This window comes from Alteromonas sp. (genome assembly GCF_984505615.1).
The window spans coordinates 43,718-67,913 of the sequence record NZ_CFHOXV010000011.1 but is presented as its reverse complement, the minus strand read 5'-3'; the positions used below and the strand labels follow the sequence as shown (position 1 = coordinate 67,913).

Below are 24,196 nucleotides of genomic sequence, written 5' to 3'. Positions count from 1 at the left end.
CGGAAAAGTCGTGAATATTGTTGTTCATGCCAGGCGCTTGCCATCGCCAGTGATGGCAGCGACTGGCCCATGTCTGACAGCGCTACTTTTTCACTGCTGCTAATACATTGCTCAATATGTTCAGCCAACGAGAACAGCAGGTTCTGGCCATCGGTCTGACCCAGAGGGATAAGTTTAGTCCCGGCAGCTACCTGCGCATCCAGTATGGTCCATACATAGCCGCTCAATGCGGCTGGCAAGGTTAACGCAAAAATATGTGCGGCAAGGGCAAATTGGCTGATAAAACAGTTTGCGTTAGTCTGTGCTAACCACTTGACTGCTGAAATCTCAGGCTTATTTGACAGGTTGACCAACAGCCGTTTCAAAGCTTTCCCCATGGCTTGTTCAGCCAGCAGGATCTCGGCACTTTCGCGGGTTGCGGCGACCCAGTCATCCTGTTGTTCGAAAATCTCGGGCTGCCCCGACTGAATGGCTTTATATTGCGCAGAGAGCAGGGGGAGGTCAGTGTGACTGATGCTGCTTTGCAAAAATACACAGAGCCATTCATGCAGGGCTGATGCAGAGGTGATCCAGCCGCGCTCAACCGCCTGCTCGAGACCCTGAGAAAAAGAAAATCCGCCAACGGGGAGGTTAGCACTGCACAGCTGCAATAATCTTGCACTCTGCAATGTTGCTTTATCAGTCATGATGATGGCCGTGACTACCGTGCAGGTAAGCGCCGCGCTCCGGTTCAAACACGGCTGGAGTTTCGTCGGTAGTCAGATGATACATTTTAACCATTTCGGCAAGAACATGATCAGGTTTAAAGCGTAGCCAGCGTTCGCCGACCTGTAGCCGGGTGTGGCGGTTACCAAGGTGATAACAGACTTTCGCAAAGGTATGCCAGTCACTGGTTGACGCAGTGATCACCTGTTCTAAAGCGCCTTTAATTTCAATCACCTGACCACAGTCACTTTGCAGCCACTCGCCGACTAATAGCGGTTTTCCGCGTTCAACAAAAATACCGGCCGGATTACCCTTGTCGGTAGTGATTTTAATCCGCGCCTTTTGCCGGGTATCAAAATCCAGGGTCACAGAGTCATCTGCTATGCCATGAAAGTGCGAAAGGCGTTGAGTGATGTTGAGCATATTCATCTCTTAAAATAAACAGTAACGTTGTGCCAGTGGCAGGACTTGCATGGGCTCGCAAGTCAGCAGTTCCCCGTTGGCTTTTACTTCGTAAGTTTGCGCATCCACTTCAATATGGGGTTGCCAATTATTCAGAATCATGTCCTGTTTGGTAATTGACCGGGTGTTTTTGCATGGGGACAGACGGCGGCGAATGCCATATTTAGCGGCTATACCCTGGTCGATACTGGCCTGAGACACAAACGTGGTGCAAAGCTGGGCAGTGACAGCGCCGAAACTACCAAACATATTGCGATAATGCACTGGCTGTGGCGTTGGTATCGAGCCGTTGACATCCCCCATCGGGGCGGCAGCAATAAAACCTGATTTAAGGATGAGGCTGGGTTTAATGCCAAAAAATGCCGGTTTCCATAATACTAGATCGGCCATTTTACCTATTTCGATGGAGCCGACTTCATCGGCAATACCATGGCTTATTGCCGGGTTAATGGTGTACTTGGCAACATAACGACGTGCGCGGAAGTTATCATTGCGTGACCTGTCTTCAGGTAAAGGCCCTCGTTGCACTTTCATTTTGTGCGCTGTCTGCCAGGTGCGGCAAATCATTTCGCCCACCCGGCCCATAGCCTGGCTATCGGAAGCAATCATACTGATGGCTCCGAGATCCTGCAGGATGTCTTCTGCAGCAATACTTTCTTTGCGTATTCGCGAGTCGGCAAATGCGACGTCTTCGGGAATAGCCGGATCCAGATGGTGACAAACCATCAGCATGTCCAGATGCTCGTCAATGGTATTTACCGTGTAGGGCCGGGTAGGGTTAGTTGATGATGGCAGTACATTGGACTCACCGCAGGCACGAATAATATCCGGCGAGTGCCCACCACCGGCACCTTCTGTGTGGTAGGTATGGATAGTGCGGCCTTTAAAGGCGCCTAATGTATCTTCCAGAAAGCCCGCTTCATTGAGGGTGTCGGTATGGATAGCGATTTGCACATCATAGCGCTCTGCTACACTCAGGCAGTTATCAATGGATGCAGGTGTCGTGCCCCAGTCTTCATGCAGTTTTAATCCGCATACACCCGCTTCAATTTGTTCTTCGATGGCTTTGGGCAAGCTGGCATTACCTTTACCCAGAAAGCCAAAATTCATGGGCATATCCTGAGTTGCCTGGAGCATTTTCTCGATATTCCACGGTCCGGGTGTGCAGGTCGTTGCATTGGTGCCTGTGGCCGGGCCGGTACCGCCACCAATCATTGTTGTAACGCCGGACATCAGGGCTTCATCTATCTGTTGCGGGCAAATGAAATGGATGTGTGCATCGATGCCACCGGCGGTTAGAATTTGTCCTTCGCCTGCAATCACCTCGGTTCCCGGACCAATAAGGATGGTAACACCATCCTGAATATCGGGATTGCCTGCTTTGCCGATGGCCTGAATCCGGCCTTCTTTGATGGCAACATCTGCTTTGACAATGCCCCAGTGGTCCAGAATCAGTGTGTTAGTAATCACCAGATCAGGTGTATCGGCACAACTGAACTGACCTTGCCCCATTCCATCCCGAATGACTTTACCACCACCAAACTTAACCTCGTCACCATAGCGGGTATAGTCTTTCTCGACTTCTATAAATAACTCGGTATCCGCTAAACGGACCCGGTCGCCGGTCGTTGGGCCAAACATATGCGCATAAGCGTGTCGATCAATCCTGGCCATCGGTTACCTCCAGTGTGCCCATAATTTCTGCACGAAAACCGTAGATTGTTTTACTGCCGCCATAAGGTACCAGCGCTACGGTTCGTTGCTGACCCGGTTCAAAACGCACGGCGGTGCCAGCGGTAATATCCAGACGCAATCCTTTGGTTAACTCGCGGTCAAACTGCAGTGCAGGGTTAACTTCGTAAAAGTGATAGTGCGAGCCAACCTGTATGGGGCGGTCGCCACTGTTTAACACAGTGATTTGAGTGACCGGCAGCCCGGCATTCAGTTCGATATCACCGGGGTCCGTAATTATTTCACCAGGGATCATAAGGCGCTCCTGTTAAACGATGGGATCATGAACGGTGACAAGTTTGGTGCCATCCGGAAATGTGGCTTCTACTTGCACGTCGTGGATCATAGATGGCACACCTTCCATAACCTGGTCGTTGGTTAATACCGTGCGGCCAAAATCCATGAGTTCGGCAACGGTTTTACCGTCTCTTGCACCTTCCAGAATTGCCAGCGAAATAAACGCTACGGCCTCCGGGTAATTTAATTTAAGACCCCGCTGTAACCGACGCTCGGCGAGCAGACCGGCGGTAAACAGTAATAACTTGTCTTTTTCTCTTGGGAGTAATTCCATGAACGTTGTGCCTGCAATATTGAATTAAGTAAACCAAATCCGCGGTGGTACCGCGGTGCGCTGAGATACCTTGGGACGCACTGCTGACCAGATGTGTGCGAAACATGTACGGCACTGCTCGCTGTTGTCGCCCAGATAACGCACTACCACTACCCCCTGTAAGGCAGTGACTGCCAGGGTACCGCTGTGTTGTTCGCTGCTGGTGGCTTCGCGAATAATCTGGCAGAGATGCTGTACGTAACTGCTTTCATTGGCAAACTTACCGTTAAATACAATCATCGTGCCGCTAACATGATGGCCCGCCAGACCAATACGCGATGTGGTGACAGGCTCACCGGCAGTGAGGGACAGCCGATCGTGAAAGCGAATTCGCTGATTAAAATAAATACTGAGAACTTGCTGAAACTGCCCGCCGTTAAAGGGCTGTTTAATGTGCGGAAGCCCCAGACAAGCGATTTCCCAGCCAATGTACTTAGCATTATCTGCTAAGTGAATTTCGGTATGGCTGATGGCATTTGCATTCGCATACACCAGTGTTTCATGAGGAAGGTATTCCAATGATGCATTCTGACTCGCCGTTAAACGGGTGTACTGATACTGGCGGGCGGCGTGACCTTGTGCATGCCGGGCACGATAAAAACGGTTAGCTCCCGGCGTGGTTAGCAGTGCCTGACTGTTGTCGTCCAGTGTTGCGCTAATGTGTAACTCGTCACCGGAGACAATGCCGGCGGGCGGATGCAGCAAATAGAGGTGGGCTGTGCCATTGGCTTCCGGGTAAAACGCCCGCTGAACTGATAATGGCCCTTCCCGCTCGGTGCGTTGCAACTGTGTTCGGCCCTGTCGCGCGGTAAATTGCATATGCAGCCTCGCCAACCATTGTGAATGGCTGGACGGTGTTGTGATATGTGGCTCACACAACGCCATCGAATTTGCCTGCAGACAGAACAGAGCCGGGTAGATTTGCCATGGTAACATCCTGTTGGTTGTGGCTGTGTCACAGCTGATGGATAGGCAACGCTTACATCAACAAGAACAGCGGCTAATGTGCTCTGCGTTATAGTATTGGCAGGGGCTGAAGAAAAACATGGGGTAAATTACGTAGATAAAGATCGTACAATGCCCATGGCTGTTTAGCGGTAACATCGCTATTGTGGTAAACAGCTTTACCCAATATAAGAAATGTCTTCGGGTCTATCTCAACAGGAACGTTAAACACTATGCCTGCATCGCATAATATTTCGTCAAATCGTCGCACGTACAATAAGCTTGTCGCGAATGAGATGATGGAAGATTTTGCCCTGCGCTTTACATCCCGGCGGGCGCGTAAATGGCCATATAGCCGCATCGCGAATACTGCACTGGGTATTGTTTCGTTTATGGTACTGGAAGCCATTGGCGGCGCGATTACATTGAGTTATGGCTTTGTCAATGCCGCCTGGGCTATCGTTGCGCTCATCGCAGTGATTTTTATCAGCGGTACACCCATCAGCTACTACGCCGCGCGTTATGGCGTAGACATAGATTTGCTTAGTCGTGGCGCAGGATTTGGCTATGCGGGATCAACTATTGCCTCACTGGTGTACGCCTCGTTTACGTTTATCTTTTTTGCGCTCGAAGCCGCTATTATGAGCATGGCGCTGGAGCTATTGCTCGGTATTCCCCTGTATATTGGTTATGCCATCAGTGCATTGATTGTGTTGCCGCTGGTGAGTCATGGAATTGCCTACATCAGCCGCTTCCAGGCCTGGAGCCAGCCAGTTTGGATTGTCCTGCAACTGATCCCTCTTTTTTACGTCTTTCATCATCCGGAATCGAGCGTGCAGGGATGGTTTGCTTATGAAGGGGAGGCCGGCAGCGAAGCAGCGAGTTTTAATATTTTTTTGTTTGGTGCGGCCTCAGCAGTCCTGATGTCGTTGGTGGCACAGATTGGTGAACAAGCCGACTTCCTGCGCTTTTTACCGCCTAAAGGGCAGCAAGACAGCTCATTTAAATGGTGGGCCGCAGTACTAATGGCTGGTCCTGGCTGGATTGTCTTTGGCGCCGGCAAACTATTTTTGGGCTCGATCCTAGCCTTTCTTGCTATAAAACAGGGGTTTACCAGTGAATTGGCCAGCGACCCTGCACATATGTATGAGTTAGCATTCGGTTACGTATTTAACAACACTACGGTCAGCATCCTGGTCGCCACTTTATTCGTCGTGGTCTCGCAGCTTAAAATTAATGTGGCGAACGCTTATGCCGGTTCACTGGCGTGGTCTAACTTTTTTTGCCGGATTACCCATAATCATCCGGGCCGTGTGATCTGGATGGTATTTAATGTACTGATTGCGCTATTGCTGATGGAACTGGGTATTTATCAGACTATCGAAAGCATTTTATCGGTGTATTCGGTTGTTGTGTTGTCCTGGCTGGGCGCAGTGAGTGCTGATTTATTAATTAATAAGCCGCTGGGAATCAGCCCCCCGATGATCGAATTTAAGCGGGCGAAATTATTCGATGTAAACCCGGTTGGCGTGTTGTCGATGAGTATAGCTTCGGCTGCCGGCTTTATTGCTTGCACGGGAGTATTGGGCAATATTGCCGAGGCCATGGCATCATATCTGGCGTTTGCTCTGCCCTTTGTCAGTGTGCCATTGATTGGTCTGGCAACCGGCGGGCGCTATTACCTTGTTCGCAGTCAACATGAACACCCACTGAGTCGGCAAAGTCATAGCTGCTGCATTTGCGAAAATACCTTTGACTACGAGGATATGACGTTTTGCCCGGTGTATAACAATCCAATTTGCTCATTGTGCTGCAGCCTTGATGTGCATTGTGGTGATAAATGTCGCGAAGGGGCTACGCTCGCTGCCCAACTGACTTATTTTATTGACCGCTTCGCCACGCCCGGTGTATCGAAATGGCTAGGTCGGCCATTAGCCCAGAGTATTCTGTTAACCCTGCTGTTAAGCGGTATTTCAGCCGTGTTGCTGAGCCTTGTGTATTGGCAGATCGCCGCGGGTTCTCCTGAACTTCAGGCTATTGTTGCCAGTGCGTTAGTTAAGGTGTTTTTCTTTTTGTTGATCATTATTGGCGTGGTCAGTTGGCTGCTGACACTTGCCAAACAGGGCAACCGCCTGGCGTTGGGGGAGTTGCGCCTTCAAACGGATGCGTTGGCGGAAGAGGTGTCTGCCCATGAAAAAACCAGCCTGGCTTATCAGCAGGCAAAAGATGAAGCAGAATCGGCTAATAACGCTAAAAGTCGTTACCTGGCCGGCCTCAGTCATGAGCTCAGAACGCCATTAAATGTGCTGCTTGGTTACGCACAGCTGCTGGCTAATGATGGTCAGTTACCTACCCACGTGAAAGGACCAGTGCTCACCATGAAACGCAATGGTGAGCATCTCAATGATCTCATCGAAGGTGTGTTGGAAGTCTCTAAAATTGAGGCGGGCAGACTCTCGGTTAATCGCGATGAAATCGAACTGCATGAGTTACTTGAGCAACTGTTGCATATGTTCGACCAACAGGCTTCTGGTAAGGGCCTGACCTTTAATTACGAGGTGCCTAAGTTTCTGCCACGCCGGGTTTCCGGCGATAAACAGCGGCTGCGCCAGATCCTGATTAATCTGATTTCCAATGCCATCAAATTTACCGAGAAAGGCAGTGTGTCCTTACGTGTTAGTTATCGTAATGAAGTGGCTCACTTTACCATTGAGGATACCGGTCCTGGTATTAGTAAGGCCGATCAGGAGAAAGTGTTCCAGCCCTTTGAGCGGGTATCACCCAGCCAGTCTTCTATTAGTGGCACAGGGTTAGGTCTGACCATATCAAGAGCGCTGGCTGAACTCATGGGCGGTGATATTGCCTTGTACAGTAAGCCCGGCCAGGGCAGCCAGTTTCATTTGAAGTTACTGCTGCCTCGCCTGAGCGAAAAAGACAGCGAGATTAGCCTCGAGCATAAACAGATAGTCGGTTATGAGGGGAATCGTAAAACCGTGCTGGTTATCGACGATGATCTAGGACAACGCCAACTGCTCAACGACATTTTGTCACCCATTGGCTTTAACGTTATTACGGCCGATTCTGCCGGGGACGGTATGCAAAGCCTGACCGCGCATAACGTGGATTTAATTTTACTGGATCTGAATATGACCTCGGTAGATGGCTGGCAGGCGGCGAGAGACATACGGGATGCCGGATATTTACTGCCAATAATTATTGTTTCAGCAAATGTGCGAGACCTCGATACGGTTGCCAGTGCGCGGCGCAATCACAACGATTACCTGGTTAAACCTTTCGTGATCAATCAGTTACTGAGCAAAGTCGGTCAGTGGCTGAGCTTGCGCTGGGAATACCAGGTGGCTGAAGTAACGGCGGCCAATGTCAGTAATCAGCATAAACCGGATGCCGGCCCATTGCAGTTTAAAGCGCTCAAATCGCTCGCTGAAATTGGCTATTTGTCGGGATTCGTAAATAAGTTAAATGATATTAACGACAATTATCAGCTCAGCGCCGATGTCAGTTCCGAGCTGAAACAACTGGCTGCACAATGTCAGTTTCAAAAAGCAATAGAAAAAATTGATGTATTGATTGCCAATGGACACCCTCCCTGAATGGCTTTAGCGCCTGTAATTAGCAAGCGCCATTGATCGCGTTTTTGCTAGCGGCGCACGCAGTTCCAACCATTCTATTTACTCACTGATTAAACGTTAATTTTAAGTAGCGGGGATTGTGCTGCTTAAAAAAAGTTGAACCATACCGGAGATCGACATAATGGAAAGTATTAAAACCCATCCGGGTGAACCAGACTCGGCTGAATTACATTCGCAGAGTGCAGCAGCCTCTGAAACCCTTGAAGATTATACCCTGCGCTTCGCGCCGCGACACTATCGGCGCTGGACGCCCACGGTCGTCGCGACGTCTGCCCTGGGTGGCATTGCCTATTTAGCTGATTTTGCTATTGGTGCTAATATTGGTATCGCCTATGGCACCAGTAATGCCGTGTTAGGCATTTTGTTTGCTGCCCTGATTATATTCTGCACCGGCTTTCCGCTAGCCTATTATGCGGCGCGATATAACCTGGATTTAGATTTAGTTACCCGTGGTAGTGGTTTTGGTTACTACGGTTCGGTTATTACCAATATCATTTTTGCGAGTTTCACGTTTATCTTTTTTGCTTTGGAAGGTTCGATTATGGCCCAAGGGCTTGAGATTGGACTCGGCGTACCGCTCTGGCTTGGTTATGCAATTTCTACCCTGATGGTAATACCGCTGGTTATTTATGGTATGAAAGCGCTGGCAACATTACAGGTGTGGACAACACCACTGTGGTTAATATTAATGGTACTGCCCATGATTTATCTGGTTGCTACCCAACCAGAAAGTATTGATGCATTTGTCACTTATGCCGGTGAGAGCGGTGCCGAAGGGGTGGCATTGAGTAGTGTCATGCTGGCGGCGGGCGTGTGCCTATCGCTGATAGTACAGATTGCCGAGCAGATTGATTACTTACGGTTTATGCCGCCACGGACTGCGGCAAATAAGAAGGCCTGGTGGGCATCGGTAATCTGTGCCGGCCCGGGCTGGGTTGTACTTGGCGCGTTAAAGCAAATTACCGGTTTATTTATTGCGGTGTATCTTATTGCGACGTTGTTACCACAAGAAATTAAGCTAGCAAGTGAACCGGTTCACCAGTTTTTAGGGGTATACGAACAAATGATGCCAGGCTGGTTGGCGATGACACTTGCAGTCATTCTGGTGGTGATTTCACAAATTAAAATTAACGTCACTAATGCCTACAGCGGATCGCTGGCCTGGACAAACTCTTTTACCCGGGTAACTAAACATTACCCTGGCCGGATGGTGTTCGTAATATTCAATCTGGCAATAGCGTTACTCCTGATGGAAATGAATATGTTTGATTTCCTCAATAATATTCTTGGTTTTTACGCTAACTGCGGGATCGCCTGGATTGTGACCGTAGCGACCGATATTGCGATCAATAAATATGTACTCAAGCTCTCTCCTAAGGTGCCGGAATTTCGCCGAGGAATGATCTATGCGTTTAATCCGGTTGGTTTCGTGTCTTTAACCTTGTCAGCGGGTTTGTCGATTGCCACATTTTTTGGTTTGCTGGGTTCATGGTTACAGCCGTATTCACCGTTGGTTGCGCTGGTAGTGGCATTTGTAATGACACCAGTGATGGCCATAGTAACGCAGGGCAAGTTCTATCAACGCCGCGCTCACGATGGCATCGACATTCCTATGTTTGATGAGTTTGGTAATCCAAGTGGCGTAATGATGACGTGTGTAGAGTGTGAAACAGACTACGAACGCCCGGATATGCTGGCAACTGCGGCAGCGCCAAAGGCCAGTATTTGTTCACTTTGTGCAAGTACTGATTCCAGCGGCAAACATATACTGCCCGCATTTAAATAGGGGGATGAACTAAAACTCGCTCCATTCAGCATGTAACTAATGAGCGAGGTGTAGTACCTGGGGTAATGGTAACACACGCCGCAGTAATCAGACACAAACCGACTTTCGTCGGTTTGTGTTCACTTCTAAAAGTGTTACCAGAGGCCCGGGCTTGATTGAACCGATACTCGGACGGCATAGTATTGCTTGCTACCGGCGGATTTTGAAAAGTTAGTTTTTAGAATAATAACTTTAAATCACTGATTTAATCTGCCAGAAGTGACTTTGCAAATTCTTTGTATGCAGTAGTGATTTCCCCCTACTTCCTTACATCATTCTTGAAGCGTTCAGCGTTTTCACGTTCCTGAGCTTCAACGTCGCCTTTACCAAAAAAAGCCCAAAATGGTTTTGGAATTTCAAGCGCACGTTGTGTAGCGGGCCTTTCGTCAATCCTATCGAACCATGCTTGTAAGTGAGGCAGGCCGTCAACGCTGACATTCGCCCAATAATAGGCACGTGCCCACGTGTAGGTAGCCATATCGGCGATGGTGTACTCGTTGTTTACGAGGTAGTCTTTCTCTTTCAGATGTGTATTTAAGACCTCCAACAGCCGGCGGCTTTCGTCAACGTAACGTTTAATAGCGAATGGATCTTCATTGCCGTTTTTAGCCGCAATACGTTGGAAATACATAGCCTGGCCCATCATGGGTCCAACACCACCCATTTGGAACATCAGCCACTGTAGTGTTCTTGATTTCTCATTCGGATCGGATGGAAGAAATTTCCCGTACTTTTCTGCCAGGTACCAGAGAATGGCCCCTGATTCGAAAACAACAAAGTCGTTGTTGGAGCGATCTACGATGGTAGGGATGCGGCCATTTGGATTGAGCTTCAGGTAGTCCGGCGCTTTTTGCTCGTTCTTTGAAAAATCGATATGTGTTAAATCGTATTCAACACCCGCTTCTTCAAGAAAAACAACTGGTTTCCAGCCATTCATGGTAGAGGCTGTGTATAGGTGTATTTCTTTTTGTGAACTCATCGTCTTATTCTCCTTCACGTCTCAGTGAGTAATCATGTGCCAAAGCATAGTTTCTGGACGATCTGTAAATAGCATTGCAAACCTCTCTTATTTTTCTTCTACGATAATCGCTATAGCCGTCTGCTCACCGACGTTTGTCACTCTGTGGGTCCAGGCCTCATGCCACATAACATGGCCATCGGGAACGTCAGCAACAACCGACTCGCCGCCGGGCGTTTCAATTTTTAGCTTACTGCCTTGTTCGAAATAAACCGTTTCGTTGTTGTGACGATGAAACGCATCACTCTCGCCAGGCTTTAACACCATTTTCAAAACCAGAGCACGGTCGTTTTCCAGCAACACTTCATACATTTCCGGTGAAGCAATATGCCCTGGTTCATGCTGCTCGTGAGCATAAGCGTTGGCAGACGCTGCCAATAATAAGCAAAGTCCGGTCTTCCACACGGGACGTAAAAAAGACATAAAAAATCCTCAGGCGCTTTTCAAAGACGCCGTTTTAAAACTGTTAAAAGTGTTTATTGATGTGGGCTTCGAAGCGTTTAAAGTCGTTTTCGACGTCTGCGTTTTTCATCACGTCGAAGCTGGCAAAGGTTTCCATTGGTGTCATGCCAAAAAACTTGAAGTTCATATGCATCGGGAACATTAAATCGTCAACAGACTTGCCGTCGAAAAACTCTTCATTATCATTGAATGACTCTTCTGGTGCGTTCAGGGTCAAAGACATCATGTACTTCACTTCAGAAAGCGTGCCGCCAGTACCGTAGTTTTTCTTAGGTGCTTCTGCTACTCGTCCGTCGCCTGCACACATAGCACCGCCCATACCTGCGGTATAAACTTCATCCATGTATTTTTTAAATGACCATGGCACACCCATCCAGTTAACAGGCGATTGAAGAATGATATAATCAGCCCACTGATGATGTGCTAGCTGCTCATCCACATCGTATTCTTCTGCCATCGTCACTACGCGTGTTTGATAGCCCTTGTCTTCAAGCAGGGAGATAGCTTTATCGACAAAGGTGGCATTCAGCTTTCCTTCTGAGAATGGGTAATACTGGTGTGCATTAATGATTAGAACATTGCCTGAACTTGTGGTGCTCATTGTAAAAACTCCTGAGATTGCTGATATACAAGTTAAAGAAAGTAAGCGCGTTTTCTCGCTTAACGACATGTGGTATATTTTAGTAACCTTTGAACCGTAATCAATTAGTATACTTTTAGTAACCTTGTTTAAATGGGGGCGGAGATCGTGGAAAGCTCAATAAAAACAGACATTAAAGGGCGAAAAAAAGTTTATAACGCTTGTATGGAACCCTGTGCTATTGAAAAGGGAATGCGATTAATAGGCGGAAAATGGAAGGGGTCGATTATTTACCACCTGAAAGATGAGCCTGTCAGATTTAACGACCTTGCACGTATGCTCGGTGGCGCAAGTAAAAAGATGGTTGATCAGCGCCTCAAAGAGCTCGAAGACGAAGGCATGGTGTTACGGAAGGTGATAAGCGACAGGCCTGTTGCCGTTACTTATGAGTTGACCGGGTTTGGGCGAACAGCTTTGCACATTCTGGATGAACTCAGAGTGTGGTCTGAGACCCATGATGTGCAGTTAAACACTAAATAGTTTTCGTATTATTTTTTAGGTGCAGAGCCTGAAATCAAGGCACAAATAAACCGACTTAACGTCGGTTTATTTCCTCTCCCGTAAAGGGAGAAAATGGTACCAGTGGGCGGACTCGAACTGTCACAACCTTCTATTTTAAACGGGCAGATATAATGGCCTGTCTGTGAGCCTCAGAAACAGGCATAGGTTTAAACGCACTAACGTTTCCACCGCCGGTGTTTCCAGTCGGGACCAGACCGGCAAAAGTCTTGGTGGCGGCGCCGGTGATTCGAATGATCTGAGCAATCACTTCGCGGATGTCGGTTCGCTGCCAGGCCCACAGCAACATCAGAATATGAACACGGGTATGCCAGTACGTTGAAAGCTGCCCCAGCACATGTGCATATTCCAGATGCTTAAATGCACTTTGCCACTGCCCGTTAATTTGTAAAGACCGGGCCATGACCAGTTCGCGGCGAACAGACATGGCGATGTTTTTTGTAAAATTTCCCATGTGATGGCTTCCTGTTCAGTTTCTTAATGACAGCTGCTTTGCATATTATTGCCGGAAAACCACTTATCCTTCGCTGCCTGCCAGCTGTTACGTACCATCAGTGAGCCGAGCACTACCGCACACAATGCGTAAAAGGCATTTACTGTTTCGCCGTGATGGTGGGCTCCCTCACCGGTGGGGATAAAAGATTGCCAGTTAAATGCCTCCACCGCCGCATTCAGCAGGTAACCCAAACCGATGCTGGCTGTGAGAATGCAGAACAAATAGATGATAAGAGAGCGGCGGCCGAGTTCGCGGCCAATCATGCCCATGGTAGAAATATTGGTTGCCGGACCTGCAAGCAGAAACACCAGGATTGCACCGGGTGACAGGCCTGCAGACAGGAAGCCAACGGCAAGAGGTGTTGATGCCGTTGCACAGATATACATAGGGATCCCAATCAGCGCCATGACCAGCATAGCCAGAAAACCATCGCCCCATTGGGTCAGAAAAGATACCGGTACCCAGGTCTGAATGGCTGCAGCCAGCGTAAGGCCAATGAGTAACCACATGGTTATATCTTCCAGTAGTTTACCTGTAGCGAACTGCCAGATTTGAAAGACTTTATTCTCTTTCTCTGATTCGGCCTGAGTTGAACTGCAACAGGAAGACGTTTCTGCAGGTGCCGGTGTAGTGACTTTCGTGTCGCAGCAACTACTTTGCGCTGCAGGCTTTCCGGTATTTAGCGCAGCAGGCTTTTCACTGCTGCAACAGGATTTAACTGGCGCAACCACTTCTGCTTTTGCAGCACAGCAAGACGATACCGGTTCCTGCACCGGTGCTTTACTGCTGCAGCAACTGTCCTGCTTAACCTTTTTCGGGGCAGCAGATGAAGAAGAAATGTCCTGTTCGTCTTTCACAAACCACTTCACCATTAAACCGGTATAAATGGCGCTGAAGATGGCAGCAACAGGGCGAACCACAGCGAATACGGGGCCGAGCAGGGCGTAGGAAACCGATATTGAATCTACTCCTGTTTCCGGTGTGGAAACGAGAAAGGATGCGGTGGCCGGCTTCGAAGCTCCGCTTCTTCTTAATCCCAGTGCGGCGGGAATGACTCCGCATGAGCACAGTGGTAATGGTGCACCGATGAAGGCGGATTTTATCACCGCCCCCACACTGTTCTTACCCATATGTTTCTGCAACAAGCTCACAGGGACGAGCTCGTGCATAATACCGGCAACCAGTAAGCCCATGAGTAACCACGGCGCTGATTCCATAAACAGACCAAAGAAATTGGTGAGTAATAGCGTGATATCGTTCATAGCGGTTTTTCTGAGTCCAGTAGTTGTAGAATCGTGCAATGCTGAGCACTTTCAGGGCCGCCATCGCACAAATTATTCATTTGAAGCAGCGACTGACGGATTCGCTCCAGTTCATTTATTTTAGCTGTCACTTGCTGCAGCTTTTGTTCGGTGACTTTCTTCACTTCACCGCACGTGTGGGTATCAGGATGCAGTTTCAGCTCCATGAGTTCGCTGATTTCATTCAGCGTGAAACCCACCGTTTTAGTGCGTTGAATGAATAAGAGCTTTTCCACGTCATCTGCAGAATACAGGCGATAACCTGCATCAGAGCGTTCGGAAGGCGTAAGCAAACCCTTACTCTCATAAAAGCGAATGGTGTCGTTACTCAAGTCAGTCAGGCGGGCCAGTTCGCCTATTTTCAGCAAGTCTGATTTTTTCATAGTGCTCACTATAAACCCTGGAGTTAACTCCAGAGTCAAATGTTTTTAAAAAAATATAGAAGCCGGATCAGCGTGGACGGGGATTTATAGATATCAGCGATGATATAAAGGGCGCCTGGGTATTGCACCTTAACGCCCTGAATGAACTTAGATTTATTTGAACAAGCCGGAACTCAGCTAATTCTGGAATATTGCTTCTTTAATTTTTCCGGCAGGTAGGCCATTGTCGTGTTGTAGCCGGTTTCGAATAGCGCTTCTTTGTCAGCGCCGTTGGCATCAAAGTCCACGGCAGAGACCTCTCCGGTATCAATCAAAATGGTGCGCTGCCAGAATTCAGCGTGTACGTATTCCCTTGCCAGTGCCGACATAAAAGTACGGATTAACAGCATGACATAAGTGGGCAGGGCGAAACGGGCTTTCTTCTTGCCCAGATTCTCTTTTTTCTGACGGCTTTGCAGGCGGAAGCAGACCGAAGGGGTTCCGTCCTGCTGCCAGTCACGGAACAGTGCGTCCTCAGACAGCACTGCGCCGTCCACCAGTAATTTATCTTCGAATTGTTTGAAGGCAAAAATGAGGGGTATCGACATGGAAGCCCGTACTGCAGCGGAGACTTTAACATCCGGCGTTTCTGTTGCATTAAACAGCGCCGGACCGCCGCCGTTCACATCGGTGGCCAGAATATGTAAAGGATAGTTGATGGTTGAAAAGGTAACGCCGTCGAGCTGCTCATCCAGCCATTGTTCGAAAATATCTCCCGATGCCAGACCGCCTTCACGTAACAGTCGCCACAAAGAAAAATCAGCAAACTGACGAAAGTCAGTATTCAGTGCCAGATGCTTCATTTCGGTCACCGTGAAGCCCCGTGCGTACATTGCTGCAATGATAGAGCCACCGGATACGCCCACAATAGTATTGTGTTTAACGTTAAGGTCGTCGAGTGCCTGTAATATACCTATGTGAGCAGGCAGCCGTGTGCCGCCGCCGGATAAAATGGGAACAATTTGCTTGGGGAATATTCTGGATACAGACATACACCATCACCTTTTTCACCTTATACAAAGCATAGTTCAAGGTTGAAAAAGGCGACAGTTTCCGCCGTGTGATAAGCGCTTTTTAGTTATTAAATTTAATACTAAACAGCAGCGCTGTGAGCGAGGAACTCTTCGTAGGTACCTTCGAAATGATTGATTTTCTGATCTTTAATTTCGATAACCTGGGTGGCCAGTGAAGAGACAAATTCACGATCGTGGCTGACAAAAATTACAGTGCCGTCGTAGTTTGCCAGAGCATTGTTCAGTGCCTCAATAGATTCCATATCAAGGTGGTTCGTAGGTTCGTCCATCACCAGAACATTGATGTCCTGCAGCATTAACTTGCCAAACAACAGACGGTTTTTCTCACCACCGGAGCAGACATTCACTTTCTTATTGAAATCATCGGATGTGAACAGCAAACGACCCAGCATGGCTTTAACCTGCAGATCATCATGCTTTGGTCCGCGCCACTGGCTCATCCATTCAAATAAAGTCAGATCGTTGGCAAAGTCACGGTTGCTGTCCTGAGGAACGTAACCTACTTCAGCGTTTTCAGCCCACTTTACCACGCCCTCATTAGCGTCCAGTTCGTTGATCAGACATTTCAGCAGGGTGGTTTTGCCGGCACCGTTTTCACCGATAATGGCCAGGCGGGCTCCCGCTTCTAAAAGCAAGTTACCGTTACTGAAAAGTGGCAATTCAGGGAAGCCGTGCCCCAGATCTTCAAGAGTAATCGCCAGACGGTGCAGCTTCTTGTGCTGTTTAAAAATGATGTATGGCTTACGGCGGCTGGACGCTTTAATCTCGTTCAGCTCAATTTTCTCAAGACGCTTTGCCCGTGAAGTTGCCTGCTTGGCTTTTGAGGCGTTGGCTGAGAAGCGGGCTACGAAACTTTGCAGCTCTTCAATCTCTGCCTTTTTCTTATCATTTTCATGATGGAGCTGTTCCAGCGCAGCGGCAGCGGCTTCTGAGAAATCGTCATAGTTACCGGGATAAATACGTAATTCACCGTAATCAATATCGGCCATGTGAGTACAGACGGAATTTAAGAAGTGACGATCGTGAGAAATAATGATCATCGTAGACTTACGCTTGTTGAGCTCTTCAGCCAGCCAGTTGATGGTGTAGATATCCAGGTTGTTAGTCGGTTCGTCCAGCAGCAGAATATCCGGATCGGCAAATAACGCCTGTGCCAGTAACACACGAACTTTTTTACCCGGCGCGACTTCCTTCATCAGACCAAAGTGATAGTCTTCCTCAATGCCGGCAGCAATTAAGATATCTCCAGCACGGGCTTCGGCGGTATAACCATCCATTTCGGCAAAACGGGTTTCCAGATCGGCAACACGCATACCGTCTTCTTCACTCATGTCTGCTTTGCTGTAAATCTCGTCACGTTCCTTCTTCACTTCCCACAGTTCGTTGTCGCCCATGATCACAGCATCAACCACCGACATTTCTTCGAAGGCGAATTGATCCTGATTCAGGATCCCAAGCTTGGTGCCCGGGGAGAGTGATACGTTCCCGGCGGAAGGGGTGAGCTTGCCGCTTAAAATTTTCATGAAGGTTGACTTACCACAGCCATTCGCGCCAATCAGGCCGTAGCGATTGCCGTTACCGAACTTAGCGGAGATATTTTCGAACAAAGGCGCAGAGCCAAACTGCATGGTGATATTGGCGGTGGTGATCACAACAAATTCCCGGAAAACAAAAAAGAGGTACACGTGAGTGCATTCAAGGCCGCGCAATATAAAGAATCCTGCCGGCCGTGTCGAGGTTAAACTGGCTAAAAGTCGCGCAATAGCGCACCGGTGGGTCAATCTGTCATGAAGGTGACTGAAATGTTAAAAAAATGAGAATGGCATTGACCTTTATTTGACCGTGTCGTAATGTAATGAAAGCGCTTTCATAATCGGCGGGAATGGAATTCAGTCGCGCTCAACTGAACAGTGCTTTCTTTTTGAGAAAATTTGTAAGCGCTTACAAAATTAATTCGACCACACAGACGGGACGAAAACTAAAAACAAATTTCCGGCAACGCCTGCTTGCCGGAAGTTGAAAACAGGGCTGAACACAATGACTAAAACATTTTTACAATTGTCGCGGCTGGCGGCCGCGATATCGGTCACAACCCTTGTGGGATGTGGCGGTGGCGCCACCACAAATACGGACGTGAATATTGTTGAGCCGACGGTACCGGTAACAGACTGGGAGTTGGTATGGAGTGATGATTTTGACGGGTCTTCTATTGACGGAAATAACTGGACTCATGAAGTCAATTGCGCCGGTGGTGGCAACAACGAATCCCAGTGCTACACCGACAGTCCTGAAAATGCATTTGTCTCTGACGGCACACTAAAAATTGTCGCATTACCCGCCGGAGAAGGGGCGGAGAAGCCTTACACATCAGCGCGCCTGGTGACTCAGTACAAAGCAGATTTTAAATACGGTCGTTTTGAAATGCGCGCGAAACTGCCTTCTGGTCAGGGAAGCTGGCCGGCATTCTGGATGATGCCTACCGATTCTGTTTATGGTGGCTGGCCGCGAAGTGGTGAAATCGACATCATGGAAGCAGTGAACCTGAAAGCCATGGACGAAGATGGCAACCCGGAAGCTAATATCCACGGTACCCTGCATTACGGCAGCGAGTGGCCGAACAATAAGTACAGTGGCAAGGCTTATAAATTGCCGGATGGTTCCAACCCGGCTGACGATTTCCACACTTATGCAGTGGAATGGCAGGAAGGAGAAATTCGCTGGTACATGGATGATTACCTTTACGCTACACAGCGAAAATCAACGGTGCGTTATAACAGCAAAGGCGAAGCAACAGGCCTGGCGCATCGCGGCTGGTACACAGAATATTTCGATCAAACCACCGGTGAGCTGCAGAATTATTACACCAATGCCCCTTTCGATCAGGAGTTCTTTATGATCCTGAACCTGGCTGTGGGCGGCGACTGGCCATCTAACGTGAATGAACTGGGTATCGACCCGGAAGCCTTCGCGGAAGGACAAACTTACGAAATCGATTACGTGCATGTTTATCAATGTTCAGCCAATCCGGATACCGGCAAAGGCTGTGAAACCGTGCGCCCCGGCTACGACTCCACGGATGATGCACTGGTAGAAGGTGAAGCGCCCATTCCTTCACCCCCTTCCAGTGGCGTAGCGCAGAACCTGACCATCTTTGATGGTTCTGATAATCCGAACTGGCCAGCCTGGGACTGCTGTGGTGGCTCAACGCCGGCTATTGTCGATGACGCCGAAAAAGGTGACGTCTACGAATTCTCTATTGGCGCAACGCCTACTGTGATGGGGTTCGTCAGCCGCAGTACTTTCATTACCGATCCGGACGGGCAGGCAACCCCTTTTGACGGTGCGCCTATGGTGGAAACCGGCAGTGTAAAGTTTGATTTGAAAGTCACGTCGCTGCCTTCTGATGCCAGTGCTGCCTGGTTGTTCAAAATTGAAAGCTCAGAAGGATCAACCGCTGTAGAGTTTCCACTGGCAACCGGCTACACGGGCCCGAATGAATCTGCCGGCGATACGCCGGAAGAGGGCGTGTGGGAAACTTATGAATTTCCGCTTTCTATGCTCGATGAAGCCGGCCTGGATGTGAGCGCCATTGACGTCATTATGGTGTTCCCTGCCTGGGGGGCGGGTGACGGAGCAACTTACCGCCTGACCAACGTGGAAATCTCAGCAGAATCCAGCTACCCGGAACTGGTGATTTTTGAAGATGCTACAAACCCTAACTGGCCTATGTGGGACTGCTGCGGTGGCTCAACCCCTACAGAAGAAATGGATGACGATGCCCACGGCCTCACCGCTGAATTCCGCATCGGTGCCGAACCCACTGTGATGGGCTTCATCACCCGCCCTGCTGACGGTGGCGGTGACACCCCCTTCGACGCCACAGCACTGGCTGACGGCGGCCTGCTTCAGTTCGATATGCGTGTTGTGAGCTTGCCAAACGATGCCTCTGCAGCCTGGTTATTTAAGGTGGAATCTAACGGTGCTTCTACGGCCATTGAATTACCCATCACAGAAAGTGTGGAAGGGGAAGCGCCGGTTGAAGGCGAGTGGCAAACCTATACCTTCCCCATAGCTGACCTGCAGGCCGGTGGCCTGGATATCAGCGCCATTGACGTGATCATGGTGTTCCCGGCCTGGGGTGCCGGTGAAGGTGCGGCATATCGTATCGACAACATGAAACTCTATCACCCGGATGCCGGTGCGGCTGCTGGTTTAACCCTGTTCGCTGATACTGCAGCGGACATGTGGAGCGTGTGGGATTGCTGTGGTGGCTCTACCCCGTCAATCGAAGCCGATGACGATGCCCACGGTGACGTCGCCGAGTTCCGTATCGGCGGTACCCCAACGGTAATGGGCTTCCTGGCAGACGAGGAAGTGTCTTTCGATGCCTCAGCGCTTCTTTCCACAGGCGCGGTCCGCTTTGAAATGAAAGTGACTTCTATGCCTGCTGACAGCACAGCGCCCTGGCTGTTTAAGATTGAATCTACCGGTGCTGCTACTGCCGTTGAGTTGCCGCTGTCGGAAAGCCTTGAAGGCGTCGATCCGGTAGCCGGCGAATGGCAAACCTATACCTTCCCGCTGCAAACGCTGTCTGATCTTGGTCTGGATGTTTCAGACATCAACGTGGTGATGGTGTTCCCGGCATGGGGACAGGGTGACGGCGCGGTTTACCGCATCGATAACGCAGAAATTGCAACGCAATAACAAAGCCTCCGGCGAAGCCATACCGGCTCGCCGGAACAATTGATTATGATGAGTAGGTCAACTATGAAAAACAATACATTTAAAAAGACCCGGGTCGCCACATCAATGGCTTTGTTACTGGGTACAACAAGCATGTTCAGCGCGCAGGCACAGGAAGCTGAAGCCGCTGCTGACGAAAGCATGGAAGTCATTCAGGTTAAGGGGATCCGCGGCTCACTGATGCGCTCTCAGGACCTGAAGCGCAATTCAAGCGGTGTCGTAGATGCCATTTCTGCTGAAGAACTGGGTAAATTCCCGGATACTAACCTGGCGGAAGCGTTACAGCGTATCACCGGCGTAACTATCAGCCGGGCAAACGGTGAAGGTAGTCAGATCACTGTGCGTGGTTTTGGCCCTGAATTTAACCTTATCACCCTGAACGGCCGTCAGATGCCGGGCACCGGTTTTACCCGTTCTTATGATTTGCAGAACCTGTCTTCGGAAGGGGTAAAAACCCTGGAACTGCAGAAAACTGCACGGGCGGAAAACCCCAGTGGTGGTCTTGGCGCAACGGTAAATATTCTGACTATGCGCCCAATGGATAATCCCGGTCAGCAGTTCTCTGTGTCGGCTAAAGGCATCATGGATACCTCTAATGAGGAAGGCAGCGACATTACGCCGGAAGTGGCCGGCGTGTTTACAAACACCTTTGCTGACGATATGTTCGGTATTGGCATTTCGGTTTCGCACCAGGAACGGGATTTCCGCCAGCAATCTGCCAGCATCCAGGGTTGGGTTCTTGTGCCTGACGAGGATTTACCCGAACTGGACCCGTCCATGGTGGTGGATAACCGTTCCGTCATTACCGATGCGGCATTCTTTCCTAAGGATCTGAACTTTGGCTTTGCCGATGTTCAGCGTGAACGTACCAATGCACAGGTCACGTTCCAGTTTCGTCCTACCGATAATTTCACCGCAACCGTGGATTACACCGCATCAGACGCCGTCACCGGCACTAACAGTTTTGGCTGGGGGATCTGGAATAACTTCGGGCCGAATATTAATGCTTATGAACTGGACGAAAATGGCACTGCATTGTATGCCGATATTGCCGGTGACGACGGTTCTGCTACAGCCAGCCGTAACACCACCGAAGTGAACGCCCGGTCACTGGGCGTAAATCTGGAGTGGCAAATCACCGGTGACTGGGAAGTGTCAGTGGATTATCACGACTCCTACAATCAGATTGATAACGGCAAGGACAAAGGGTTAGGCGGCAGTGGCCAGGTCATTCTTGGCTCCGATCAGCTGATCTCCAAAGTGTATGATTACCGGGAAGGTGATATTCCGGGTTATTACATCAATTGGAATAACGGCACCAACGAGCTGATGCCCGGTGAAATTGATTCTAACTTCAGTCAGTTTACCCGCAATCAGGGCCGTTCGGATATTGAACAGCTACAAATCGACAGTACCTGGTACAACTCGGTTTTCGACAGTATTCCGCTGGTGAAAGTCGACTTTGGTTATGCCCGAACCGAACAGTCGTTGGGTGCAACGGACGCCTGGGGTGGTTTGCGTGGCGGACCCGGCTTCAGCCCGTCCTATACCGAAATTTTCCCGGACAGCATGTTTACCCGCCATGATACCGGTGATTTCCTGGATGCATTCAGTGGCGGCGGTGATGCGCTGAATCCGAATTACTTTTACACCTACAGCTTTGACGAAGCGATCACCCGTCAGCTGGCTTATCTTACAGCAGACGTGACCGGTGACAGCAACGTTTACTCCATCGATCCTTTCTTTAATGCGCCAACGGTGAATTTTGTTGAAGAGATCACCGATTCTGTTTACGTACAAACTGAGTGGGATTTTGATATTGGTGATTTCTATGTGCAGGTAAATGCCGGTGTGCGCTATGAAGAAACTGAAGTGCCCAGTTCCGCGCAGGTGCGTGTGCCCACTCAGGTAAACTGGGTCGCACCCTCTGAGTGGATCACTGAATATCAGTCGGAACTTATCCTGCAGGATTTCACCGGTGAATATGACATTCTGCTGCCCATGTTCGACATTAAAGTGGACGTGACAGAAGACGTGGTAGCCCGTTTCTCCTGGGGTAAATCGATAACCCGTGCGCCTATTGGCTTGCTGCAAGGTGGCCGTGCATTTAGCGGCAGCCCCAAAATTGGTGCCCGCACCGCGTCTGAAGGTAACACCAGCCTGAAACCTTACGAGTCGCAAAACCTCGATTTGTCAGTGGAATGGTATTACAGCGAAGACAGCTATGCCTCCGTCGGCCTGTTTCGCAAGAAGGTGAGTGAGTATATTGAGACCACCGGGGGCGATCAGACCTTCGAAGGGCTGCGTGATATTTACCAGGGACCGCGCTGGAACGAAGCCGTTGCGGCTCTTGAAGCTGATGGTGTGCAGGCCACAGACAGTGCCATCTTCCAGTATTTCCAGGATAACGGCTACGCTAACGCAGAAGGTGTTGTTGAGCCAAACGCTGATGATCCACTCATCACGTGGCGTGTGACCAAGCCGCGAAATTTGCCGGATTCCCGCACAGTGGATGGTATTGAACTGGCCGTTCAGCATACTTTCGGTGACACCGGTTTCGGTGTGGGCGTGAACGGTACGCTGGTCGACGGTGATGTGAAGTATGACCCCTATATTCTCGAAAGCGGTCAGAACCCGCTGGTGGGTATCGGTGATTCTGCTAACTTCCAGATGTTCTATGAAAAAGAAGCGTTGTCGGTAAAAGTGACTTATGCATGGCGTGCAGGCTATCTGCAGGGCATGGGGCAGGCACAGGGTTCATCTGATGTACCGCCAACACAGGCAGACTCTTTCGGTCAGTGGGACTTCAGTATCAACTACGATTTCAACGAACATTTCACCGTGTTTGTTGAAGGCGTGAATGTAAATAACGAGACTGAACGTGGCTACGGCCGCTTTGAGGAACAATTCCTTTACGCCCGTCAATATGGTCCGCGTTATACCCTCGGTGCCCGGTATACGTTCTGATAAAAATAACAGGACCACATGAGTTCAGGCCGCATTGCATTTTGCTTTGCGGCCTTTTTTATATGCAAAGCCTTATCAGAATACTGTTCCGTTAGTGTCCATTTCGGTGAGATAAACCCTTACATCAAACTCTAACTGGTGGTAGTCCGGCTGCATATGCCGGCAAAGCTGATAGAACGCCTTGTTATGATCTTTTTCTTTAAGGTGAGCCAGTTCGTGCACCACAATCATGTTCAAAAAGGGCTCAGGCGTATTTTTGAATAAATCGCTGACCCGCAGTTCGTTCTTACTTTTCAGCTTCCCGCCCTGATTTCTCGCTACATAGGAGTGCAACCCAAGCGCGTGATTCACGATATGAATTTTACCGTCGTAAACGACTTTACTTAAAGGCTGGGTTTTCTTCATGTACCGGTTTTTTATGTCCATAGCGTACTCACGTAAATCTCGATCATTGTTGATGTTGTGCACGGACGGGTAACGGGAGCGGAGCCAGTCGCCTAACTGATTGTTGTCGATGAGGTGGCGGATCTGATCCTGAAGATGTTGAGGGTAGTGAGATAAATAGGTCAGTGGCCGGGACATGATGAATGCATAAAATAATAGTGTTGCAGCCAGTATACAGCATGATTAACCGCTCACCATGCATCCGGCTTTGAGTTTGCGGGT

The 24,196-nt window shown here is 49.4% G+C and carries 20 protein-coding genes; 5 read left to right on the top strand and 15 right to left on the bottom strand.

Translation table 11 applies throughout. The features are described from left to right. The 6 genes from AC4PME_RS09010 to AC4PME_RS08985 form a co-directional block, all read right to left on the bottom strand. The coding region (locus AC4PME_RS09010) for an urease accessory protein UreF (RefSeq protein WP_491045903.1) at positions 1-686 on the bottom strand (686 nt) is incomplete at its 3' end. Continuing rightward, entirely contained in the window at positions 679-1,128 is a 450-nt protein-coding gene (gene ureE / locus AC4PME_RS09005) for an urease accessory protein UreE (RefSeq protein ID WP_491045904.1), read from the bottom strand. The genes ureE and AC4PME_RS09010, both read right to left, overlap by 8 nt. A gap of 9 nt (positions 1,129-1,137) precedes the next feature. After that, positions 1,138-2,841 carry an urease subunit alpha gene (gene ureC, locus AC4PME_RS09000; RefSeq protein ID WP_491045905.1) on the bottom strand — a complete coding sequence of 568 codons (1,704 nt, stop codon included), beginning with the start codon at positions 2,839-2,841 and terminating at the stop codon, positions 1,138-1,140. Then, positions 2,828-3,154, bottom strand: a complete 327-nt coding sequence (locus tag AC4PME_RS08995; RefSeq protein WP_491045906.1) for an urease subunit beta — start codon at positions 3,152-3,154, stop codon at positions 2,828-2,830. The genes ureC and AC4PME_RS08995 overlap by 14 nt, the downstream gene beginning before the upstream one ends. Before the next feature lie 12 nt (positions 3,155-3,166). Next, positions 3,167-3,469 carry an urease subunit gamma gene (gene ureA, locus AC4PME_RS08990; RefSeq protein WP_491045907.1) on the bottom strand — a complete coding sequence of 101 codons (303 nt, stop codon included), beginning with the start codon at positions 3,467-3,469 and terminating at the stop codon, positions 3,167-3,169. 24 nt (positions 3,470-3,493) lie between these two features. Continuing rightward, positions 3,494-4,327: an urease accessory protein UreD gene (locus AC4PME_RS08985; protein WP_491045908.1), complete on the bottom strand. Its 834-nt coding sequence runs from the start codon at positions 4,325-4,327 to the stop codon at positions 3,494-3,496. Between the two features lie 359 nt (positions 4,328-4,686). Between AC4PME_RS08985 and AC4PME_RS08980 the strand changes: the two genes are divergently transcribed. Both AC4PME_RS08980 and AC4PME_RS08975 read left to right on the top strand, forming a co-directional pair. Next, positions 4,687-8,064 (top strand): ATP-binding protein, encoded by a 3,378-nt coding sequence (locus AC4PME_RS08980; RefSeq protein ID WP_491045909.1) that lies wholly within the window; start codon positions 4,687-4,689, stop codon positions 8,062-8,064. Between the two features lie 160 nt (positions 8,065-8,224). Further along, positions 8,225-9,889: a purine-cytosine permease family protein gene (locus tag AC4PME_RS08975; RefSeq protein ID WP_491045910.1), complete on the top strand. Its 1,665-nt coding sequence runs from the start codon at positions 8,225-8,227 to the stop codon at positions 9,887-9,889. Positions 9,890-10,187: 298 nt separating this feature from the next. On the opposite strand, the gene AC4PME_RS08970 is transcribed toward AC4PME_RS08975, so the two are convergent. The 3 genes from AC4PME_RS08970 to AC4PME_RS08960 form a co-directional block, all read right to left on the bottom strand. Then, the gene (locus AC4PME_RS08970) at positions 10,188-10,907 is read right to left on the bottom strand and encodes a glutathione S-transferase family protein (protein WP_491045911.1); all 720 of its coding nucleotides are present in this window, start codon (positions 10,905-10,907) and stop codon (positions 10,188-10,190) included. Between the two features lie 87 nt (positions 10,908-10,994). Next, on the bottom strand, positions 10,995-11,369 hold the full coding sequence (locus AC4PME_RS08965) for a cupin domain-containing protein (protein WP_491045912.1): 375 nt from the start codon (positions 11,367-11,369) through the stop codon (positions 10,995-10,997). A 43-nt stretch (positions 11,370-11,412) separates the two neighbouring features. After that, positions 11,413-12,009 carry an NAD(P)H-dependent oxidoreductase gene (locus AC4PME_RS08960; protein WP_491045913.1) on the bottom strand — a complete coding sequence of 199 codons (597 nt, stop codon included), beginning with the start codon at positions 12,007-12,009 and terminating at the stop codon, positions 11,413-11,415. A gap of 147 nt (positions 12,010-12,156) precedes the next feature. Here AC4PME_RS08960 and AC4PME_RS08955 point away from each other — a divergent pair, with 147 nt between their 5' ends. After that, positions 12,157-12,528, top strand: coding sequence for a winged helix-turn-helix transcriptional regulator (locus AC4PME_RS08955; RefSeq protein WP_491045914.1), 372 nt, complete (start codon positions 12,157-12,159; stop codon positions 12,526-12,528). Between the two features lie 130 nt (positions 12,529-12,658). On the opposite strand, the gene AC4PME_RS08950 is transcribed toward AC4PME_RS08955, so the two are convergent. The 5 genes from AC4PME_RS08950 to AC4PME_RS08930 all read right to left on the bottom strand — a co-directional run bounded on the left by AC4PME_RS08950 (position 12,659) and on the right by AC4PME_RS08930 (position 17,472). After that, positions 12,659-13,021, bottom strand: coding sequence for a DUF3703 domain-containing protein (locus AC4PME_RS08950; protein WP_491045915.1), 363 nt, complete (start codon positions 13,019-13,021; stop codon positions 12,659-12,661). 23 nt (positions 13,022-13,044) lie between these two features. Further along, positions 13,045-14,325 (bottom strand): SO_0444 family Cu/Zn efflux transporter, encoded by a 1,281-nt coding sequence (locus AC4PME_RS08945; protein WP_491045916.1) that lies wholly within the window; start codon positions 14,323-14,325, stop codon positions 13,045-13,047. Continuing rightward, positions 14,322-14,747: a Zn(2+)-responsive transcriptional regulator gene (zntR, locus tag AC4PME_RS08940; protein WP_202980706.1), complete on the bottom strand. Its 426-nt coding sequence runs from the start codon at positions 14,745-14,747 to the stop codon at positions 14,322-14,324. Before zntR ends, AC4PME_RS08945 begins: the two co-directional genes overlap by 4 nt. 173 nt (positions 14,748-14,920) lie before the next feature. Further along, entirely contained in the window at positions 14,921-15,778 is an 858-nt protein-coding gene (locus tag AC4PME_RS08935) for a patatin-like phospholipase family protein (RefSeq protein ID WP_349584674.1), read from the bottom strand. Positions 15,779-15,879: 101 nt separating this feature from the next. Further along, positions 15,880-17,472, bottom strand: coding sequence for an ABC-F family ATPase (locus AC4PME_RS08930; protein ID WP_491045917.1), 1,593 nt, complete (start codon positions 17,470-17,472; stop codon positions 15,880-15,882). Between the two features lie 385 nt (positions 17,473-17,857). Between AC4PME_RS08930 and AC4PME_RS08925 the strand changes: the two genes are divergently transcribed. Then, the gene (locus AC4PME_RS08925; protein ID WP_491045918.1) at positions 17,858-20,524 is read left to right on the top strand and encodes a family 16 glycosylhydrolase; all 2,667 of its coding nucleotides are present in this window, start codon (positions 17,858-17,860) and stop codon (positions 20,522-20,524) included. A 63-nt stretch (positions 20,525-20,587) separates the two neighbouring features. Continuing rightward, on the top strand, positions 20,588-23,530 hold the full coding sequence (locus AC4PME_RS08920; RefSeq protein WP_491045919.1) for a TonB-dependent receptor: 2,943 nt from the start codon (positions 20,588-20,590) through the stop codon (positions 23,528-23,530). Between the two features lie 75 nt (positions 23,531-23,605). Here AC4PME_RS08920 and AC4PME_RS08915 read toward each other — a convergent pair whose 3' ends face one another. After that, positions 23,606-24,112 carry a M48 metallopeptidase family protein gene (locus AC4PME_RS08915; protein WP_491045920.1) on the bottom strand — a complete coding sequence of 169 codons (507 nt, stop codon included), beginning with the start codon at positions 24,110-24,112 and terminating at the stop codon, positions 23,606-23,608. Between the last annotated feature and the right edge of the window lie 84 nt (positions 24,113-24,196).

Coding starts and splice junctions, on each gene's coding strand:
- ureE (WP_491045904.1), bottom strand. CDS start 1,128: ATGCTCAACATCACTCAACGCCTTTCGCACTTTCATGGCATAGCAGAT.
- ureC (WP_491045905.1), bottom strand. CDS start 2,841: ATGGCCAGGATTGATCGACACGCTTATGCGCATATGTTTGGCCCAACG.
- AC4PME_RS08995 (WP_491045906.1), bottom strand. CDS start 3,154: ATGATCCCTGGTGAAATAATTACGGACCCCGGTGATATCGAACTGAAT.
- ureA (WP_491045907.1), bottom strand. CDS start 3,469: ATGGAATTACTCCCAAGAGAAAAAGACAAGTTATTACTGTTTACCGCC.
- AC4PME_RS08985 (WP_491045908.1), bottom strand. CDS start 4,327: ATGCAATTTACCGCGCGACAGGGCCGAACACAGTTGCAACGCACCGAG.
- AC4PME_RS08980 (WP_491045909.1), top strand. CDS start 4,687: ATGCCTGCATCGCATAATATTTCGTCAAATCGTCGCACGTACAATAAG.
- AC4PME_RS08975 (WP_491045910.1), top strand. CDS start 8,225: ATGGAAAGTATTAAAACCCATCCGGGTGAACCAGACTCGGCTGAATTA.
- AC4PME_RS08970 (WP_491045911.1), bottom strand. CDS start 10,907: ATGAGTTCACAAAAAGAAATACACCTATACACAGCCTCTACCATGAAT.
- AC4PME_RS08965 (WP_491045912.1), bottom strand. CDS start 11,369: ATGTCTTTTTTACGTCCCGTGTGGAAGACCGGACTTTGCTTATTATTG.
- AC4PME_RS08960 (WP_491045913.1), bottom strand. CDS start 12,009: ATGAGCACCACAAGTTCAGGCAATGTTCTAATCATTAATGCACACCAG.
- AC4PME_RS08950 (WP_491045915.1), bottom strand. CDS start 13,021: ATGGGAAATTTTACAAAAAACATCGCCATGTCTGTTCGCCGCGAACTG.
- AC4PME_RS08945 (WP_491045916.1), bottom strand. CDS start 14,325: ATGAACGATATCACGCTATTACTCACCAATTTCTTTGGTCTGTTTATG.
- zntR (WP_202980706.1), bottom strand. CDS start 14,747: ATGAAAAAATCAGACTTGCTGAAAATAGGCGAACTGGCCCGCCTGACT.
- AC4PME_RS08935 (WP_349584674.1), bottom strand. CDS start 15,778: ATGTCTGTATCCAGAATATTCCCCAAGCAAATTGTTCCCATTTTATCC.
- AC4PME_RS08925 (WP_491045918.1), top strand. CDS start 17,858: ATGACTAAAACATTTTTACAATTGTCGCGGCTGGCGGCCGCGATATCG.
- AC4PME_RS08920 (WP_491045919.1), top strand. CDS start 20,588: ATGAAAAACAATACATTTAAAAAGACCCGGGTCGCCACATCAATGGCT.
- AC4PME_RS08915 (WP_491045920.1), bottom strand. CDS start 24,112: ATGTCCCGGCCACTGACCTATTTATCTCACTACCCTCAACATCTTCAG.